A 15497-nucleotide genomic window follows, 5' to 3' on the forward strand; every position below is an offset into this window, starting at 1 on the left:
GGAGTCCGGCACAGCCGGACGGGGGCAGCGCCCCCTTGCGGCCTCACAGCGCGCGCAGGCGCGGCCGGCGCCAGCGCGCGGCCGGCAGGATCATCAGCTCGTGCAGCGCCCAGACCAGGGCGTCGACCCGGTCGGGGCTGCCGGATCCCTCGTAGCCCTGCGCCGTCATCAGGCCCATCTGCGCCTCGAGCTCGGCGAGCCCGCGCAGGTGGCGCACGCGCCCCTGCTCGTAGAGCGCGGCCACCGGCTCGGCGCGGGCGACCTTGCCGCGTGTCGCGCGGACGAGGCGCAGGGGCACCAGCGGGTCGACCTGCCGGATCACCTCGGCCACCATGTCGCCGCCCTGATTGGCTTCCGCCACGAGCCGCTCGGCGCCCCAGCGCTCCATCGCCGCCACCGCCGCCTGCGCCCAGTCCGAGGGACGCGCGGCCGCCACGCTCGCGTCCTCCAGCACAACGGCGCGCCAGTCGGGGACGTCGCCGCGCGTCACCGCGCCTGCCACCACGATGCCGCAGGCGTCGCTTTGCGCCGTGCCCGTGGCCGGCGGGTCCACGGCAACGACGATCCGGTCGAGCTCCGGCGCGCGCTCGAGCTGCAGCTCGGCCAGCGACGCGGCGCTCCAGAGCGCGCCCTCGGCCTCCTCCAGCAGCAGCCCCTCCAGCTCCTGCCGGCCCAGCCGGGTGCCGGCGTAGCGCGCGCGCACCTCTTCGAGGAAACTCGCGGCCAGATTGGCGCGGTTGGCCGTGGTGCCGGCCCGCGTCACCACCGTCGACTCCAGCGCGAGCAGCCGCTTGAGCACCGCGACGTTGCGCGGCGTGGTGGTGACGCAGGCGCGCGGCGCCGCGCCCAGCCGCAGCGCGAACTGCAGCATGTCCCAGGCGGCCTCCGCCTTCGGCCATTTCGCCAGCTCGTCGGCCCAGGCGGCGTCGAACTGCGGCCCGCGCAGCGCCTCCGGATCGTGCGACGAGAAGAGCTGCGCCACAGCGCCGTTGGGCCAGACGAGCCGGCGCTTGGAGGGCTCCCAGTCGGGCCGCCGGTCGGGCGGCGAACAGGCGAGGAGTCCGCTCTCGCCCAGCACCATGACGTCGCGCACCTGGTCGTAGGTCTCGCCCACCAGCGCCACGTGCCGCGCGGGGCCTTCGTCGAGCGGCCGCGCGCCCTCGACCTGGGCGCGCACCCATTCGGCGCCGGCGCGCGTCTTGCCCGCGCCGCGGCCGCCCAGCACCACCCAGGTGCGCCAGTCGCCGGGCGGGGCGATCTGATGCGCCATCGCCCAGAACTCGAAGAGGAAGGGCAGCGCCAGAAGCTCCCCGTCGCCCAGATCGTCAAGGAACCGGCGCCGGACCTCCGGTGCGGCGCAGGCGATCCAGTCGAGCGCCGATCTCGGCGCGGGCGGCGTCGAGGTCGAGGGCGTAGCCGCCCCGGGCGATCCCGGAGCCCTTGCGTCGTCGCGCATGCAGCAGCATCTCCGCTTCTATCGCCAGCCGGATCCACTGCTTGACCGAGGCGACCGCCTTGCCCGCCTCGCGCGCCTCGTCCCAGTCGCCGCGCGCGAGCATGTGCTGGAAGTCCTCCAGCTCGTGGCGCATCTCGCGCAGCTGGCGCGCGATGCTGGCGATCTCCTCGTCGAGGGGCGATCCCTCCTCCGTCTCGGTGGTCAGGATGCGTGACACGGCCGGCCTTTCGGTTGAGGTCGAGAGCGCCGGGCGCGGACGAAAAAGGGCGGCCGCGGGAGTGCCCCGCGCCGCCCCTCGGACTGCGTCCAGCGTGGCTCAACCTATAGGAGAAACCGGGCGCTGCGTCAAGCCCGTTGCGCAACGCCACACGGACTAACCGCCCGTTGCGATTACGAAAATCTCACAACTTGCCGCCGCTCGCATGCCCGGCGAAGAGGCCCGTCAGGGCCGATGAGCCCGCCTGCTACTGCGCGCCTTCCGCCTCGCGCGCCGCCTCGATCTCGCGCCAGCGCGCGACGTTGCGGTTGTGCTCGGCCAGGGTCTCGGCGAAGGCGTGCCCGCCGCTGCCGTCGGCCACGAAGAACAGAAAGTCGGTCGCGTCCGGGTCGAGCGCGGCCTCGATGCTCGCCCGGCCGGGATTGGCGATCGGCGTGGGCGGCAGCCCGTCGATGACATAGGTGTTCCAGGGCGTGGCCGCGCGCAGCTCGCTCTGGCGCAGCCCGCGGCCCAGCACGCCCTGCCCCTCGGTGATGCCGTAGATCACCGTCGGGTCGGTCTGCAGCCGCATCCCCCGCTCGAGCCGGTTGACGAAGACGCTGGCGACGCGCCCGCGCTCCTCGGGCACGGCGGTCTCCTTCTCGATGATCGAGGCGAGGATCAGCGCCTCCTCGGGGCTCGCCAGCGGCAGGCCCGGTGCGCGCGCCGCCCAGGCGGCGGCGAGGATTTCGGACTGCCGCGCCTGCATGGTCTCGATCAGTTCCGCGCGCGCGTCCCCGCGGCGCACCGTGTAGCCGCCAGGGGCCAGCGTGCCCTCGGCCGGGGTCTCCGCGATCTCGCCCGAGAGCACGTCGAAGCCCTCGAGCGACGTGGCGACCTGCCAGCTCGTCACGCCCTCGGCCACGATCACGTTGTATTCGGTGATCGGGTCGTCCACCGCCGCGCGATAGACCTCGGGCATCTCTTCGGCGGGCAGATCGATCTCGGCCACCACCTCCATGTCGGCGGTCCCGGAGTCGAACTGCAGCACGTCGATGCGCGAGGCATTCACGCCCACGCGCAGCGTCACAACGGTGCCGCAGTCGCTGATGCCGTCGCCGGTGACCTTGCCCACGACGTCGGCGATCGAGGCGCCCGGCTCGATCAGGAAGTTGCCGGCCTTCAGATCGTCGGCCATGCCGCCGTAATCGGCAGCGAGCCGCATGAGCAGCCCCGAGGAGACGACGCCCTGATCCTCCAGCCGCCGCGACAGCTCGCGGATGTTGCCGCCCCGCGGGACGCTCACGCAGACGGTGCGGTCAAGCGCGCTTTCCTTGCGATACTCGCGCTCGGCCCAGACGATCAGCCCCGCGCCGAGGAAGAGGACGACAGCGATCAGCGTCAAAGCGTTCGACGCGATGGCGCGCCACATTCACGCGACCTTCCCGAAGAGCAGGCTCGCGTTGGTGCCGCCGAAACCGAAGGAGTTCGACAGCGCAATGTCGATCCTGCGCTCGCGCCGGGCGTTGGGCGCGAGGTCGATCGCCGTCTCGACCGCCGGGTCGTCGAGGTTGATGGTGGGCGGCGCCACCTGATCGCGGATCGCGAGGATCGAGAAGATCGCCTCGATCGCGCCGGCGGCGCCCAGCAGATGCCCGGTCATCGACTTGGTCGACGACATGGTGACCTGGCCGGCCGCCTCGCCCATCATCCGCTCGACCGCGGCGAGTTCGATCACGTCGGCCATGGTCGAGGTGCCGTGCGCGTTGATGTAGTCGATGGCCGCGGGTTCCAGCCCCGCCTTGCCCAGCGCCGCGCGCATCGAGCGCTCCGCGCCGTCGCCGTCCTCGCTGGGGGCGGTGATGTGATAGGCGTCGCCCGACAGGCCGTAGCCGATCACTTCGGCGTAGATCGTCGCGCCGCGGGCCTTCGCGTGCTCGTATTCCTCGAGCACGACGATGCCCGCGCCCTCGCCCATGACGAATCCGTCGCGGTCGGTGTCGTAGGGGCGGCTCGCCGTCTCGGGGGCGTTGCCGCGCTTGGTCGAGAGCGCCTTGCAGGCGTTGAAGCCGGCGATGCCGATTTCGCTGATCGCGGCCTCGGCGCCCCCGGCGAGCATCACGTCGGCGTCGTCGTCGCGGATCAGCCGCGCCGCGTCGCCGATCGCGTGCGCGCCGGTCGAACAGGCCGTGACCACCGCGTGGTTCGGCCCCTTGAAGCCGTAGCGGATGCTCACCTGCCCCGAGATGAGGTTGATGAGCGAGCCGGGGATGAAGAAGGGCGAGACGCGCCGCGGCCCCTTGTCCCGGATCAGATAGGCGGTCTCGGCGATGGAGTTGAGCCCGCCGATGCCGGAGCCGATCATCACGCCTGTGCGCAGCTTCTCCTCTTCGGAGGGGTCGGCCCAGCCCGCGTCCTCGACGGCCTGCGTGGCGGCGGCGAGGCCATAGACGATGAACTCGTCGATCTTGCGCCGCTCCTTGGGCTCGACGAAGTCGTCCGCATTGAAGGTGCCGTCCGAGCCGTCGCCCAGCGGCACCTCGCAGGCGTAGGTCGTGGCCAGACGCGAGGCGTCGAACCGCGTGATGGTGCCGGCGCCCGAACGCCCCTCGAGAATCCGCGACCAGGTCGTCTCGACCCCGCAGCCCAGCGGCGTGACAAGCCCCAATCCCGTAACGACCACGCGCCGCATGACCATGCACTCCCGATTTTGCCTCGCCCGCTCTTAGCCTCTCCCGCACGCGCGGGGCAAGGGCCGGCGGCCGCGGCGTTCACAAATGCGAAGGCGGCACCCGGCTTCCCGGATGCCGCCAGAAACGCAATGGTCCCAGTCTCTTACTGGGCGTCCTCGATGAACTTCACCGCGTCGCCGAAGGTCTGGATGTTCTCGGCGGCGTCATCGGGAATCTCGATCCCGAACTCCTCCTCGAAGGCCATGACCAGTTCGACAGTGTCGAGGCTGTCCGCGCCCAGGTCGTCGATGAAGGAGGCGCTGTCGCTGACCTTGTCCTCCTCGACGCCGAGATGCTCCACGACGATCTTCTTCACGCGATCCGCGATGTCGCTCATGTCAAAGTCCTCATTGTCCTTCCGGGCCTTCGCCCTGTTCTGCCCTCGCCCCTCGGGTCTGGCGCATCCGTGCGCCCGGCAGGGCGCCTCACCCGCCGCGCGTGGCGGCTCGGCCCGTTGCGGTGCGCCGCCCCGGCCCGAAATCAGGCGCGCCTATAGCACATGCATCGGCGATGGCAAACGCTTTCCAGAGCCATTCACCGCCCCGCCTCAGAGCATCGCCATGCCGCCGTTGACGTGCAGCGTGGCGCCGGTGACATAGGCGGCCTCGGGGCTCGAAAGGTAGAGCACGGCCGCCGCCACCTCGCGCGCCTCGCCCATGCGGCCCATGGGCACCTTCTGCAGCAGCCCGGCGCGCTGGTCCTCGGTGAGCGACTCGGTCATCGCCGTGGTGATGAAGCCCGGCGCGACGAGGTTCGCGGTCACGCCGCGGGCGGCGACCTCATGGGCGATGGACTTGGTCAGCCCCGACAGCCCCGCCTTGGCGGCGGCGTAGTTCGCCTGCCCGGGGTTGCCGATCGAGCCCACGACCGACCCCACGTTGACGATCCGGCCCCAGCGCGCCTTCATCATGCCGCGCAGCGAGGCCCGGCAGAGCCGCATCGTGGCCGTCAGGTTGACGTCGAGCACCTGCTGCCAGTCCGCGTCCGACATGCGCATGAACAGGCCGTCGCGCGTGATGCCGGCGTTGTTGACGAGGATGTCCAGCCCGCCCATCGCCTCGGCCGCGCGCCGGGGCAGCGCGTCCACCGCCGCCGGGTCGGACAGGTCGCAGGGCAGAACATGCGCGCGCTCGCCGAGTTCCTCCGCGAGCGCCTGCAAGGGCCCCTCGCGGGTGCCGGACAGCCCGAGGGTGGCGCCCGCCCCGTGCAGGGCGCGCGCGATCTCGCCGCCGATTCCCCCCGAGGCGCCGGTGACGAGCGCCGCCTTTCCCGTCAGATCGAACATCGCGGTTTCCTGTTCCTGTTGCCTGTCCTCAAAGCGCCTCGGCGGCCGCCCGAACGTCCTCGGGGGTGCCGACCTGGCGGGTCGCCGCCTGGCGGTCGATGCGCCGTATCATGCCCGACAGCGCCTTGCCCGCGCCGATCTCCCAGTATTCGGTGACGCCCTGAGCCTGCATGAACTCGACGCTCTCGCGCCAGCGCACCGCGCCGGTGATCTGTTCGACCAGCCACAGGCGGATGCGCTCGGGGTCGTCCACCGCCTCGGCGCGGACGTTCGCGACGAGCGGCACCGCGGGGGCCGTGAGCCGCACCTCGTTGAGCGCGGCCTTCATCTCTTCCGCCGCGGGCTGCATGAGCGGCGAATGGAAGGGCGCGGAAACCGGCAGCAGCACCGCGCGCTTCGCGCCGCGGCCCTTGGCGATCTCGACCGCGCGCTCCACCGCGGCCTTGTGGCCCGAGACGACCACCTGCTGGGGATCGTTGTCGTTGGCCGCCGCGCAGACTTCGCCCTGCGCGGCTTCGGCCGCGACCTCGCGCGCCGCGTCGAGGCCCAGCCCGAGAAGCGCGGCCATCGCGCCCGCGCCCACGGGCACCGCGCGCTGCATCGCCTCGCCGCGCAGCCGCAGGAGCCGCGCCGCATCCGCCACCGTGAGCGCCCCGGCCGCGGCGAGCGCGGAGTACTCGCCGAGCGAATGACCGGCCACGAAGGCCGCGGCGCCGATGCGCACCCCCTCGGATTCCAGCGCGCTCATCGCGGCGAGCGAGGTCGCCATCAGCGCAGGCTGCGCGTTGCTGGTCAGCGTCAGCGTCTCGGGGTCGCCCTCCCAGACGAGCGCGCTCAGCCGTTCGCCGAGCGCGTCGTCCACCTCCTCGAACACCGCGCGCGCCGCCGGATAGGCCTCGGCCAGCGCGCGGCCCATCCCGACGCTCTGGGCCCCCTGCCCAGGAAAGACGAAGGCTCGGCTCATCCCACCCCCATGCCGCTGGTTTCCGGCCCAGATACAGGGCCGGTCCCACGCGCGCAACAGGCGCAGGCGCCGCCCCGCGTCAGCCGCCGCGGCGGTTGCGGGACGCCGACAGGAAGGTCAGCCCGCCCAGGGCGAGAAAGAGGCTGAGACCCAGTTTCATCAGCAGCACGTCGGCGCCCAGGTTCGAGCCCGGCACAAGCCAGAGCCCGCCGGCCGCGGCGAGCAGACCGCTGCCGTTCACCACGAAGAGCGCCCGCGTCAGGGGCGTCGGGGCGGGTGCAGCGGGGCGGTCCTGCGATTCGGTCAGAGCCATCGTTTCCTCCCGGTCTTGGCGGATCGCCGACAGCCTCGCCGCGTAATTCGCCGAAAATGCGGCACAACCGCGGCGTGCGTTCGGCATGCGGCCGAAACCGCGGCCTTGCACATGCGGCTCAGGCGTGTATACGGCGGCCTTCCCTCCGCGGAATGTTTCGCCACGGCGCAGTCTCTCGTGGGCCGGTGCGGAGGGTCGGACCCCGGCCCTATGAAATGCGCCCGAAAGAGACGGAGTGCACATGCCGCTTTACGAGCATGTCTTCATCGCGCGTCAGGATCTCTCCAACGCGCAGGCCGAGGGGCTCATCGAGCACTTCGGCAGCATCCTGGCCGACAACGGCGGGAAACTCGTGGACAGCGAATACTGGGGCGTCAAGACGATGGCCTACCGGATCAACAAGAACCGGAAGGGCCATTACGCCTTCCTGCGCACCGACGCGCCCGCGCCGGCCGTGCAGGAGATGGAACGCCTGATGCGCCTGCACGACGACGTGATGCGCGTGATGACCATCAAGGTGGACAAGCACGACGAAGGCCCGTCGGTGCAGATGCAGAAGCGCGACGAGCGCGGCGACCGCCGCGACCGCCGCTGAGGAAAGGAGCGTAAACCATGGCCGCAAAACCGTTTTTCCGCCGCCGCAAGGTCTGCCCCTTCTCCGGCGAGAACGCGCCCAAGATCGACTACAAGGACACCAAGCTGTTGCAGCGCTACGTCTCGGAGCGCGGCAAGATCGTGCCGTCGCGGATCACCGCGGTGTCCTCGAAGAAGCAGCGCGAGCTGTCGCGCGCGATCAAGCGCGCGCGCTTCCTCGCGCTCCTGCCCTACGCCGTGAAGTGAGGCCAGCCCGATGCAAGTGATCCTTCTGGAACGCGTGGCCAAGCTGGGCCAGATGGGCGACGTCGTGGACGTCAAGCCCGGCTTCGCGCGCAACTACCTGCTGCCGCAGAACAAGGCGCTGATGGCCTCCAAGGCCAACATCGCCGCCTTCGAGGCACGCAAGGCCGAGCTCGAGGCGCGCAACCTCGAGACCCGCAAGGAGGCCGAGGCGCTCTCCGCGCGCCTCGACGGCCAGCAGTTCGTCGTGATTCGCCAGGCCTCGGACGGCGGCGCGCTCTACGGCTCGGTGACGACCCGCGACGCGGCCGACGCCGCCACGGAGGCCGGCGTCTCGATCGACCGCAAGCAGGTGCAGATCGACCGCCCGATCAAGGAGCTCGGCCTTCACAAGGTGCAGGTGCGCCTGCACCCCGAGGTCGAGGCCGAGATCACGCTGAACGTCGCCCGCTCGCAGGAAGAGGCCGAGCTTCAGGCCGCCGGCAAGACCATTCAGGAGGTCGCCGCGGAAGAAGAGGCGCAGGCCGAGTTCGAGATCTCCGAGCTCTTCGAGGATATCGGCGCGGCAGGCCTCGACGAGGACGAGGGCCCCGCGCCGGAGCGCCCGGCCGAGGGCGACGACGAGACCGAGCGCGCGCAGCGCGAGAGCTGACACGCCGAAACCCGGCCCGCGCGGCACTCGCGCCGCGCGGGCCTCTCGATCCGGACGCGCCCCCGGAACGGCGCGGTGACGATCCGCGACCACCGCACGATCAACTTTCGATTGTGGAACAAGACAGTTTCGCAACGAAGGCGTTGCAAACCGTCGGCTCCATGGGCATGTTTATTGAACGGGATTTGGGGATGATGCCCGCGCGCGCAGCCCGTCAGCCTGCCGCGCCCCGGCGTACGCGGCATGGCGCCGGATCGCCCGCATCCGCGGACAAGGACCGAGTCACAGGAATGAACGAGATCGACGTCGAAGTAGGTAGCCGGATACGCCAGAGACGCATCGCGCTGGGCATGAGCCAGACCGAACTGGGGCGGCTGGCCGGCGTGAAGTTCCAGCAGATCCAGAAATACGAAACCGGCGCCAACCGTGTGAGCGCGTCCCGCCTCTGGGCGATCGCCTCGGCATTGGGCGTCCCGGTGATGCATTTCTTCGAAGGGGTGCAGGCCGACGGCAAGGGCGGAACAGCGCCCCAGGCGCCGGGCGACGAACTGTTGCAGGACGCCCGCGCGGTCCGGCTGGTGCGCCACTTCCTGAAGCTGCCGGATGATCAGAAAAAGGTGGTGCTCGACATGGTGACGTCGATGTCGCAGCGCACCGCCGAACGCGAAGAGGCCGGGCTGGAGGCCTGAGGACGCGGCACGAGGTGCACGCCGCTGTCTGGCCGGCCCGGGTATGGGCGATATGGATCTAATCGACCTCGGACAGCTGCCGCCCGGCGAACGGCCTTTCGACAGTTTTCTCGCGCAGCTCTGCCAGCGCCTGGGCTTCGACTACGCCGCCTATGCCGGCACCAATCCGGTGCAGGGCACGATACACGGCTATGTCACCTATCCCGAAGGCTGGAAGAAGCATTATGCCGAACGCGGCTTCCAGAACATCGACCCCACGCTGACCACGGCCGGCCGCAGCATCGCGCCGGTGGACTGGCGCCGTCTGGAGCGTGACCGCCGCTTCGACCAGGTGTTCCGCGACGCGAGCGACTTCGGCATCGTGGACCGGGGCCTGACCGTGCCGGTGCGGGGGCCCTACGGCGAGATCGGCATGCTCAGCGTCACCCGCGACTGCCCGGTCCGGGAATGGGACATGCTGACACGCCGGGTGATCAGCGATCTGCAGTCCGCCGCGGTGCATCTGCACGACACCGTGATGGGCTCGGACGTGCTGTCGCGCGCGCTCCGCCACCCGGCGCTCTCCACGCGCGAGATCGAGATCCTGCAATGGACCGCCGCCGGCAAGTCGCAGCAGGATATCGGCGACATCCTCGGCATTTCCTACCGCACCGTCGAGGTGCATCTCCGTTCGGCGCGCAGCAAGCTCTTCGCGCTCACCACGCCGCAGGCGGTGGGCCGCGCCATCGGTCTGGGTCTCATCACCCCGCTTTGAGGCCGCGCCGCCCGCAAAGTTGACGCTAGCGTAACGCGGCCGCGCATGCTACAACTTCAGGTGGTGAAAGGAAGACCTTGCGCTGCTGATTCTTCCCGACCTGCCTCTGCATGAGCGGAACCTGGCGCATCGCGCCGGGCCTACGGGATTCCCCCAATAGAGCATTCTCCCGTGACGGGTATGTTGGTGCCTACCAACAACAAACACGGGACTCTGGGGGAAGAAGCACCATGATCATCGTGATCGACGCTCTCAACGCGCACCGGTTCACGCATCTGCTGGACGACATGTTCCGTCTTCGCAAGCGCGTCTTCGCCGACCGCCTTGGCTGGGAGGTGGACTGTACGGAAGACGGCCGTGAAATCGACAAGTTCGACGCCCTCGATCCGGCCTATATCCTGGGCCTCGACGACGAGGGTCATGTCGTCTCCTGCGTGCGGGCGCTTCAGACCACCGGGCCGCACATGCTCTCGGACGTGTTCGCCGACATCCTGAACGGAGAACCGCCCCTGCGCGGCGCGACGATCTGGGAGTCGACCCGCTTCTGCGTGGACACGCAGCGGTTGACCCGCGGCACGTCGCGGCACTCGATTTCCTATGCCACCTGCGAACTGATGATCGGATCGCTGGAATACGCCATGCGCTCGGGGATCACCGATATCGTGACCGTGATCGACCCGGTCATGGACCGGGTGCTGAAGCGCTCCGACAGCGCGCCCTACGGCTATCTCGGCAAGCCGACGCCGATGGGCAAGGTCTCGGCGCTCGCCGCGCTGCTCGACTGCACGGAGGAACGGGTCGACAGGATCCGCGCCTTCGCCGGCATCCACCACGACGTGCACCTGACCGAGGAGGAGGCGCTTGCGCGCGCGCCTGCCCCGCAGACGGACGACGACACCCCGCGCGACCAGGAAGGACTCCGCAGCATGACCATCGTCTCCCGCAACACCGCCCCGCCCGCCCCCGAGGCCGGCGTCACCCGCACCGCTCTACGCGACTACTGCCGCGCCCAGATCCGCGACGCGCGCACGCCCAGGGAACTCGACGCGGCCCTGGCGCTGGCAGAGATGCTGCTGGGCTCCGACCGGCCCGAAGAGCCCGAGGCGCTCGACCGGGCGGCGAGCTGAGCAGACCGGCGGCCCTGCGCCGCCCCGGAGAGGGGAGCGCGGGGCCGCCGGGGCCTCATTCGTCCTCGAGGGCCTCGACCGCCTTCTCGAGCTCGTCCTTGCTGACCTCCGTCTCGGTCACCTCGGCCAGCTCGAAGACATAGTCCACGACCTTGTCCTCGAAGATCGGCGCCCGCAGCTGCTGTTGCATCTGGGGGTTCTGCTGAACGAACTCGAAGAACTGCCGCTCCTGGCCCGGATACTGCCGGGCCTGCTGCATGACGGCCTGGGTCATCTCCGAGTCCGTCACCTCGACCTCGGCGCGCTGGCCCAGTTCGGCCAGCAGGAGCCCCAGCTTCACGCGACGCTCGGCGAGCTTCACGTGCTCCTCGGTGGGCTCGATCTCGGGATGGTCGTGACCCTGAACCTCCGGGTTCTCCTCGTGCCAGAGCTGATGCGCGATCTGCTTGGCCTCGGCCTCGACGAGCCCCGGCGGCAGCGGGAAGTCCACCATCTCGTCGAGCTTGTCGAGCAGCCGCCGCTTGGCGACCTGGCGCGCGGCGCCGTTGTATTCCGCCTCCAGCCGCTCGCGGATCTGGCCCTTGAGCGCGTCGAGATCCTCGGCGCCGTATTTCTTCGCCAGCTCGTCGTCGATCTCGGCGGGCTTGGGCGCCTTCACCGCCTTCACGGTCACGTCGAAGACGACTTCCTTGCCGGCCAGATGCGCGGCGCCGTAGTCCTCGGGGAATGTGACCCTGACCTCGGTCTCGTCGCCGGCCTTGACCCCCTTGAGCTGCTCCTCGAAGCCGGGGATGAAGCTGCCCGACCCCAGGGTGAGCGGATAATCCTCGGCGGCGCCGCCCTCGAAGGGCTCGCCGTCGAGCTTGCCGGTGAAGTCGATCACGACCTGGTCGCCGTCCTGCGCCTCGGCGCCCTCTTCGCGATCCTCGAAGTCCTGCGTGTTCTCGGCGAGGTTCTTCAGCGCCTCGTCCACGGCGGCGTCATCGGCCTTGACCACCATGCGCTCCAGCGAGATCGAGGAGAGATCCACCTCGGGCACCTCGGGCAGCGCCTCGTAGGTGAGTTCCACCTGCACGTCGTCGCCGGCCTTCCAGTCCTCGCCCTTCATCTTCACTTCGGGCTGCATGGCCGGGCGGTCGCCGGTCTCTTCGAAGTGATCCGACATCGCCTTGTCGACGCTTTCCTGCACGGCCTCGCCCAGCAGGCGCTCGCCGAACTGCTTCTTGAGCAGCGCCATGGGCACCTTGCCCTTGCGGAAGCCCTTCATCTCGATCTCGGGCTGCGCCTCGGCGAGCTTCTCGTTCACCTTCTCGTCGAGCTCGTCCGCGGTGACGGTGATCTCGTAGCTGCGCTTCAGCCCTTCGTTCAGGGTCTCGGTGACCTGCATCATGCCCTCATGTCGGAACGGCCCCCGCGCGCGGAGGCACTCGAAAAATTAGGCGCCCTTCTAGAAAGGGCGCCGCAGCCATGCAAGCCGAAAGGCCCGCCGCCGGACCGGGCGGCAACGCCGGGTCCGGCGGCGGGGGCCTGTGCGCCTCAGGGCACCTCTTCGTCCTCGCTGTCCTTGCTGACGGACGAGACCTGCCGCGCGAGGTAGAGCTGGTCGCCCAGCATCTCCATCAGGTCGAACTGCTCCTCGACGAAGTCGATATGCTCCTCCTCGTCCTTGAGGATGCGCATGAAGAGCTCGAAAGTGCCCAGATCGCCCGCCTCGCGGCACTCGTCGGCGGCCTTGGCGTAATACTTCTGCGCCTCGCGCTCCATCTCCAGCTGCGTCTCGAAGATCTTGCGGACGCTTTCAGGCTTGGCGACCTTGTCGAGTTTCTGCATGTCGGCCTCGCCGTCGAGGAAGAGAAGCCGCGTCAGGAAGGCGCTGGCGTGCCCGCGCTCCTCCTCCGTCTCCTCGCGCATCCGCGCGGCGAGCCGGTCTATGCCCCAGTCGTCGAGCTGGCGCTCCTGATAGAGATAGGTGTTGATGGTCGTGAGCTCCATCGTCAGCGCGCGCTGAAGATGCTTGAGAGAGACCTCGGGGCCCTTCATCTGTCGTCCTCCTGTGAATGATCGTCGTCTCGGATCCGTGCGGCAACGCCCGTCGCAGCCGCCCGGTTCCTGCCGGCCGGAAAACGACGATGGTGCGGGTGGAGGGACTCGAACCCCCACGCCTTGCGGCGCTTGGACCTAAACCAAGTGCGTCTGCCAGTTCCGCCACACCCGCACGCCGGCCTGTCTACCAGAGGCCACAGCCCGAGGCGAGAGTCCGGTGCAGGGCGATTTCGCCGGCGACATCAACCCTTCCTTCAGATAGTGTGCGGCACAATAACGAAGACTGAGGCAGGACAAGGGGCAGCGTCATGACCCGGGACACACTCGGGCGTGGCAGCGTGCAGGCTGGACCGGCGCTCGCGCCGCCCGATCTCCACGGCGTGGCCGTGGGCACGCTGATCTACACGCAGGACGGCATTCTTCCGGTCGAGCACCTCGTGCCCGGCGACCGGATCATCACGCGCGACGCGGGACTGGTCACGCTGCGCGTGCTGGAGGTGCGCGAGGCGGTCGCGCCGCAGGTGCAGGTCGGCCGCGGCGCCTTCGGCCGCGATCGCCCCGGGGGCGCGATGCGGCTGCCCGCGGGTCAGCGGATCCTCCTGCGCGACTGGCGCGCGCAGGCGCTCTACGGGCGCGCGCAGCTGCTGGTGCCGCTGTCGCGGCTCGTGGACGGGGCGCATGTGGTGCGGCTGGGCGAGGGGCGGCTGCGGCTCTTCACGCTGGGCTTCGACCGGCCGCATCTGATCTACGCGAACGGGCTGGAGCTCGCCAGCGCCGCGCCGGCGGCCGCAGAGATCGCCTAGCGCTCCAGCGCGGCCAGCACGGCGGGCAGCGCCTCGGGCAGATCCTCGGCGACGAGGCCAGGCCCGACGCGGCGCGCCGCGGCCACATGCAGCCAGGCCGCCGCGCCGCCGGCCTCGGCCGGCGCGAATCCGCGCGCCATCAGCCCCGCCGCGAGGCCCGAGAGCACGTCGCCCGCCCCGGCCGTCGCGAGCCAGGGCGCGGCACGCTCGTAGAGCGCGGCGTTGAGCGCCACGCGGCCCTCCGGCTCGGCCACGACGGTGTCCGCCCCCTTGAGCAGGACCGCGCAGCCCGCGCGTGCCGCTGCCTCGCGCGCCGCGTCGGCGCGCGAAAAGCCCTGCGTGGCCTCCGTCCTGACGCGGTCGGCAAGGTCCGGGAAGAGCCGCGCGAACTCGCCCATGTGCGGGGTGAGCAGGCAGCCCCCGTGCAGCCTGCGGAAGAGCCCGCGCGCCGGATCGGCGATCAGCGTGAGCGCATCGGCGTCGAGCACCGCAGGCCGCCCCGAGGCGAGCGCGACCTCCACGAGGCCCGCCCCCCGGTCGTCCACGCCGAGGCCGGGGCCGAGGCAGAGCGCGCTGAGCCTCCGGTCCTCCAGCGCCGCCTCGAGCGCCGCGCCGTCGCCCACCTCGCGCAGCATCACCGCGGTGAGCTGGGCCGCGCATTCGGCGAGCGCCGGGCCGGGCGCGCCGACCGTCACCAGCCCGGCCCCCACCCGCAGCGCCGCCCGCGCGGCGAGGCGTGCAGCGCCCGTGCGCCCTGCCCCGCCCGCGAGCACCAGCGCATGGCCGTGGGTGTACTTGTGCACATGCGTGCCTGCGCGCTTGGCCATGCCCCTCGGCGGCCCCAGGAGACGCACCGCGCCATCCGGCTCGGGCAGGCCGATCTCCACCGGCGCTACCCGCGCCACGTCATTGGGCAAATCGCCGGTGAACTGTCCGAGCTTCATCGGCCGCACCGCCGCCACCAGGTCGAAGCGCGCCCGCGCCCCGCCGCCCAGATGCGCGCCCGAATCCGAGGAGAACCAGCTCGGCATGTCCACCGCCACCAGCCGGCCGCCGGCCGCGTCCGCGGCGCCCCGCGCCGCCACCAGCGCCGCGCGCACGATGTCGGGCACCTCGCGCGTGAGCCCCGTGCCGAAGATCGCGTCCACGAATAGGTCGGCCTCGAGCCCGGCGATGCGGCCGGGCTCCATCGGCTCGACCGGTCCCAGCGCGGCCCAGCGGTCGTGCGCCGCCTGCGCGTCCTCGGACATCTTCTCGCGCGCGCCCCAGTGCAGCACGCGCACGCGCCATCCGCGGCCATAGAGGCGCCGCGCCACCACGAAGCCGTCGCCGCCATTGTTGCCAGGCCCGCAGAGCACCACGGCGCTGTGAGGCCGGGCGGCGAAGGCCGGCCAGGCGCGCAGGATCGCCTCGACGATGCCCGCCCCGGCCCGTTCCATCAGCGTCCAGCCGCTGACGCGGCCCGAGGCGATCTCGGCCCCCTCCAGCGCACGCATCTGCGCGGCGGTCACCAGCGGTTCGGATTCGGTCATGGCGACGGCTCCTCGGCCCGGGGGAGGCCCGCCGGTTATGGGCGTCGGAGCCCCCCGACGGCAACCCGTCGCGCCCTGCGCACGCTCGTCTTGACAATCTGCACACTTATTGGG

At 70.7% G+C, this 15497-nt stretch carries 18 protein-coding genes and 1 tRNA gene; 7 read left to right on the forward strand and 12 right to left on the reverse strand.

What is annotated here, in order from left to right:
- Positions 1 to 43: 43 nt before the first annotated feature.
- From DRV85_RS01880 to DRV85_RS01910, 8 genes are all read right to left on the reverse strand, one after another.
- Positions 44 to 1366, reverse strand: a complete 1323-nt coding sequence (locus DRV85_RS01880; protein WP_233495374.1) for a DNA-packaging protein — start codon at positions 1364 to 1366, stop codon at positions 44 to 46.
- On the reverse strand, positions 1326 to 1673 hold the full coding sequence (locus DRV85_RS19460) for a hypothetical protein (RefSeq protein WP_233495368.1): 348 nt from the start codon (positions 1671 to 1673) through the stop codon (positions 1326 to 1328). The genes DRV85_RS01880 and DRV85_RS19460 overlap by 41 nt, the downstream gene beginning before the upstream one ends.
- 247 nt (positions 1674 to 1920) lie before the next feature.
- Positions 1921 to 3084, reverse strand: coding sequence for an endolytic transglycosylase MltG (mltG, locus tag DRV85_RS01885; RefSeq protein WP_113287712.1), 1164 nt, complete (start codon positions 3082 to 3084; stop codon positions 1921 to 1923).
- Positions 3085 to 4344, reverse strand: a complete 1260-nt coding sequence (gene fabF, locus DRV85_RS01890) for a beta-ketoacyl-ACP synthase II (protein WP_113287783.1) — start codon at positions 4342 to 4344, stop codon at positions 3085 to 3087. It lies immediately after the preceding gene.
- Positions 4345 to 4487: 143 nt separating this feature from the next.
- Complete coding sequence (locus tag DRV85_RS01895; protein WP_113287713.1) at positions 4488 to 4721, reverse strand: acyl carrier protein; 234 nt, start codon at positions 4719 to 4721, stop codon at positions 4488 to 4490.
- A gap of 210 nt (positions 4722 to 4931) precedes the next feature.
- Positions 4932 to 5669: a 3-oxoacyl-[acyl-carrier-protein] reductase gene (gene fabG / locus DRV85_RS01900; protein ID WP_113287714.1), complete on the reverse strand. Its 738-nt coding sequence runs from the start codon at positions 5667 to 5669 to the stop codon at positions 4932 to 4934.
- 28 nt (positions 5670 to 5697) lie between these two features.
- A complete protein-coding gene (fabD, locus tag DRV85_RS01905; protein ID WP_113287715.1) occupies positions 5698 to 6633 on the reverse strand; it encodes an ACP S-malonyltransferase in 936 nt (311 codons plus the stop codon).
- Between the two features lie 79 nt (positions 6634 to 6712).
- On the reverse strand, positions 6713 to 6946 hold the full coding sequence (locus DRV85_RS01910) for a hypothetical protein (RefSeq protein ID WP_113287716.1): 234 nt from the start codon (positions 6944 to 6946) through the stop codon (positions 6713 to 6715).
- A 241-nt stretch (positions 6947 to 7187) separates the two neighbouring features.
- On the opposite strand from DRV85_RS01910, the gene rpsF reads away from it, so the two are divergent.
- The 6 genes from rpsF (at position 7188) to DRV85_RS01940 (ending at position 11005) form a co-directional block, all read left to right on the forward strand.
- Positions 7188 to 7541, forward strand: a complete 354-nt coding sequence (gene rpsF, locus DRV85_RS01915; RefSeq protein WP_113287717.1) for a 30S ribosomal protein S6 — start codon at positions 7188 to 7190, stop codon at positions 7539 to 7541.
- Between the two features lie 17 nt (positions 7542 to 7558).
- Positions 7559 to 7786 carry a 30S ribosomal protein S18 gene (gene rpsR, locus DRV85_RS01920; protein WP_037262148.1) on the forward strand — a complete coding sequence of 76 codons (228 nt, stop codon included), beginning with the start codon at positions 7559 to 7561 and terminating at the stop codon, positions 7784 to 7786.
- Positions 7787 to 7796: 10 nt separating this feature from the next.
- Positions 7797 to 8435, forward strand: a complete 639-nt coding sequence (gene rplI, locus DRV85_RS01925) for a 50S ribosomal protein L9 (RefSeq protein ID WP_113287718.1) — start codon at positions 7797 to 7799, stop codon at positions 8433 to 8435.
- A gap of 290 nt (positions 8436 to 8725) precedes the next feature.
- Positions 8726 to 9124 carry a helix-turn-helix domain-containing protein gene (locus tag DRV85_RS01930; RefSeq protein ID WP_113287719.1) on the forward strand — a complete coding sequence of 133 codons (399 nt, stop codon included), beginning with the start codon at positions 8726 to 8728 and terminating at the stop codon, positions 9122 to 9124.
- 52 nt (positions 9125 to 9176) lie between these two features.
- On the forward strand, positions 9177 to 9878 hold the full coding sequence (locus DRV85_RS01935) for a LuxR family transcriptional regulator (RefSeq protein ID WP_113287784.1): 702 nt from the start codon (positions 9177 to 9179) through the stop codon (positions 9876 to 9878).
- Positions 9879 to 10108: 230 nt separating this feature from the next.
- A complete protein-coding gene (locus DRV85_RS01940) occupies positions 10109 to 11005 on the forward strand; it encodes an acyl-homoserine-lactone synthase (RefSeq protein ID WP_113287720.1) in 897 nt (298 codons plus the stop codon).
- 55 nt (positions 11006 to 11060) lie between these two features.
- Here the strand turns inward: DRV85_RS01940 and tig are convergent, their stop codons facing one another.
- The 3 genes from tig to DRV85_RS01955 form a co-directional block, all read right to left on the reverse strand.
- Entirely contained in the window at positions 11061 to 12392 is a 1332-nt protein-coding gene (tig, locus tag DRV85_RS01945) for a trigger factor (RefSeq protein WP_113287785.1), read from the reverse strand.
- 149 nt (positions 12393 to 12541) lie between these two features.
- Complete coding sequence (locus DRV85_RS01950) at positions 12542 to 13045, reverse strand: ferritin-like domain-containing protein (protein ID WP_113287721.1); 504 nt, start codon at positions 13043 to 13045, stop codon at positions 12542 to 12544.
- Positions 13046 to 13135: 90 nt separating this feature from the next.
- Positions 13136 to 13220 (reverse strand) — tRNA-Leu (locus DRV85_RS01955).
- A 136-nt stretch (positions 13221 to 13356) separates the two neighbouring features.
- On the opposite strand from DRV85_RS01955, the gene DRV85_RS01960 reads away from it, so the two are divergent.
- Positions 13357 to 13851 (forward strand): Hint domain-containing protein, encoded by a 495-nt coding sequence (locus DRV85_RS01960; RefSeq protein ID WP_113287722.1) that lies wholly within the window; start codon positions 13357 to 13359, stop codon positions 13849 to 13851.
- Here DRV85_RS01960 and DRV85_RS01965 read toward each other — a convergent pair.
- A complete protein-coding gene (locus tag DRV85_RS01965) occupies positions 13848 to 15383 on the reverse strand; it encodes an NAD(P)H-hydrate dehydratase (RefSeq protein ID WP_113287723.1) in 1536 nt (511 codons plus the stop codon). The genes DRV85_RS01960 and DRV85_RS01965 overlap by 4 nt on opposite strands.
- Positions 15384 to 15497: the final 114 nt, after the last annotated feature.

This window comes from Rhodosalinus halophilus (genome assembly GCF_003298775.1).
GTDB lineage: Bacteria > Pseudomonadota > Alphaproteobacteria > Rhodobacterales > Rhodobacteraceae > Rhodosalinus > Rhodosalinus halophilus.

Bases quoted from the DNA above. Each gene is read 5' to 3' on its own strand.
- mltG (WP_113287712.1), bottom strand. From the start codon at position 3,084: ATGTGGCGCGCCATCGCGTCGAACGCTTTGACGCTGATCGCTGTCGTC.
- fabF (WP_113287783.1), bottom strand. From the start codon at position 4,344: ATGCGGCGCGTGGTCGTTACGGGATTGGGGCTTGTCACGCCGCTGGGC.
- DRV85_RS01895 (WP_113287713.1), bottom strand. From the start codon at position 4,721: ATGAGCGACATCGCGGATCGCGTGAAGAAGATCGTCGTGGAGCATCTC.
- fabG (WP_113287714.1), bottom strand. From the start codon at position 5,669: ATGTTCGATCTGACGGGAAAGGCGGCGCTCGTCACCGGCGCCTCGGGG.
- fabD (WP_113287715.1), bottom strand. From the start codon at position 6,633: ATGAGCCGAGCCTTCGTCTTTCCTGGGCAGGGGGCCCAGAGCGTCGGG.
- DRV85_RS01910 (WP_113287716.1), bottom strand. From the start codon at position 6,946: ATGGCTCTGACCGAATCGCAGGACCGCCCCGCTGCACCCGCCCCGACG.
- rpsF (WP_113287717.1), top strand. From the start codon at position 7,188: ATGCCGCTTTACGAGCATGTCTTCATCGCGCGTCAGGATCTCTCCAAC.
- rpsR (WP_037262148.1), top strand. From the start codon at position 7,559: ATGGCCGCAAAACCGTTTTTCCGCCGCCGCAAGGTCTGCCCCTTCTCC.
- rplI (WP_113287718.1), top strand. From the start codon at position 7,797: ATGCAAGTGATCCTTCTGGAACGCGTGGCCAAGCTGGGCCAGATGGGC.
- DRV85_RS01930 (WP_113287719.1), top strand. From the start codon at position 8,726: ATGAACGAGATCGACGTCGAAGTAGGTAGCCGGATACGCCAGAGACGC.
- DRV85_RS01935 (WP_113287784.1), top strand. From the start codon at position 9,177: ATGGATCTAATCGACCTCGGACAGCTGCCGCCCGGCGAACGGCCTTTC.
- DRV85_RS01940 (WP_113287720.1), top strand. From the start codon at position 10,109: ATGATCATCGTGATCGACGCTCTCAACGCGCACCGGTTCACGCATCTG.
- tig (WP_113287785.1), bottom strand. From the start codon at position 12,392: ATGCAGGTCACCGAGACCCTGAACGAAGGGCTGAAGCGCAGCTACGAG.
- DRV85_RS01950 (WP_113287721.1), bottom strand. From the start codon at position 13,045: ATGAAGGGCCCCGAGGTCTCTCTCAAGCATCTTCAGCGCGCGCTGACG.
- DRV85_RS01960 (WP_113287722.1), top strand. From the start codon at position 13,357: ATGACCCGGGACACACTCGGGCGTGGCAGCGTGCAGGCTGGACCGGCG.
- DRV85_RS01965 (WP_113287723.1), bottom strand. From the start codon at position 15,383: ATGACCGAATCCGAACCGCTGGTGACCGCCGCGCAGATGCGTGCGCTG.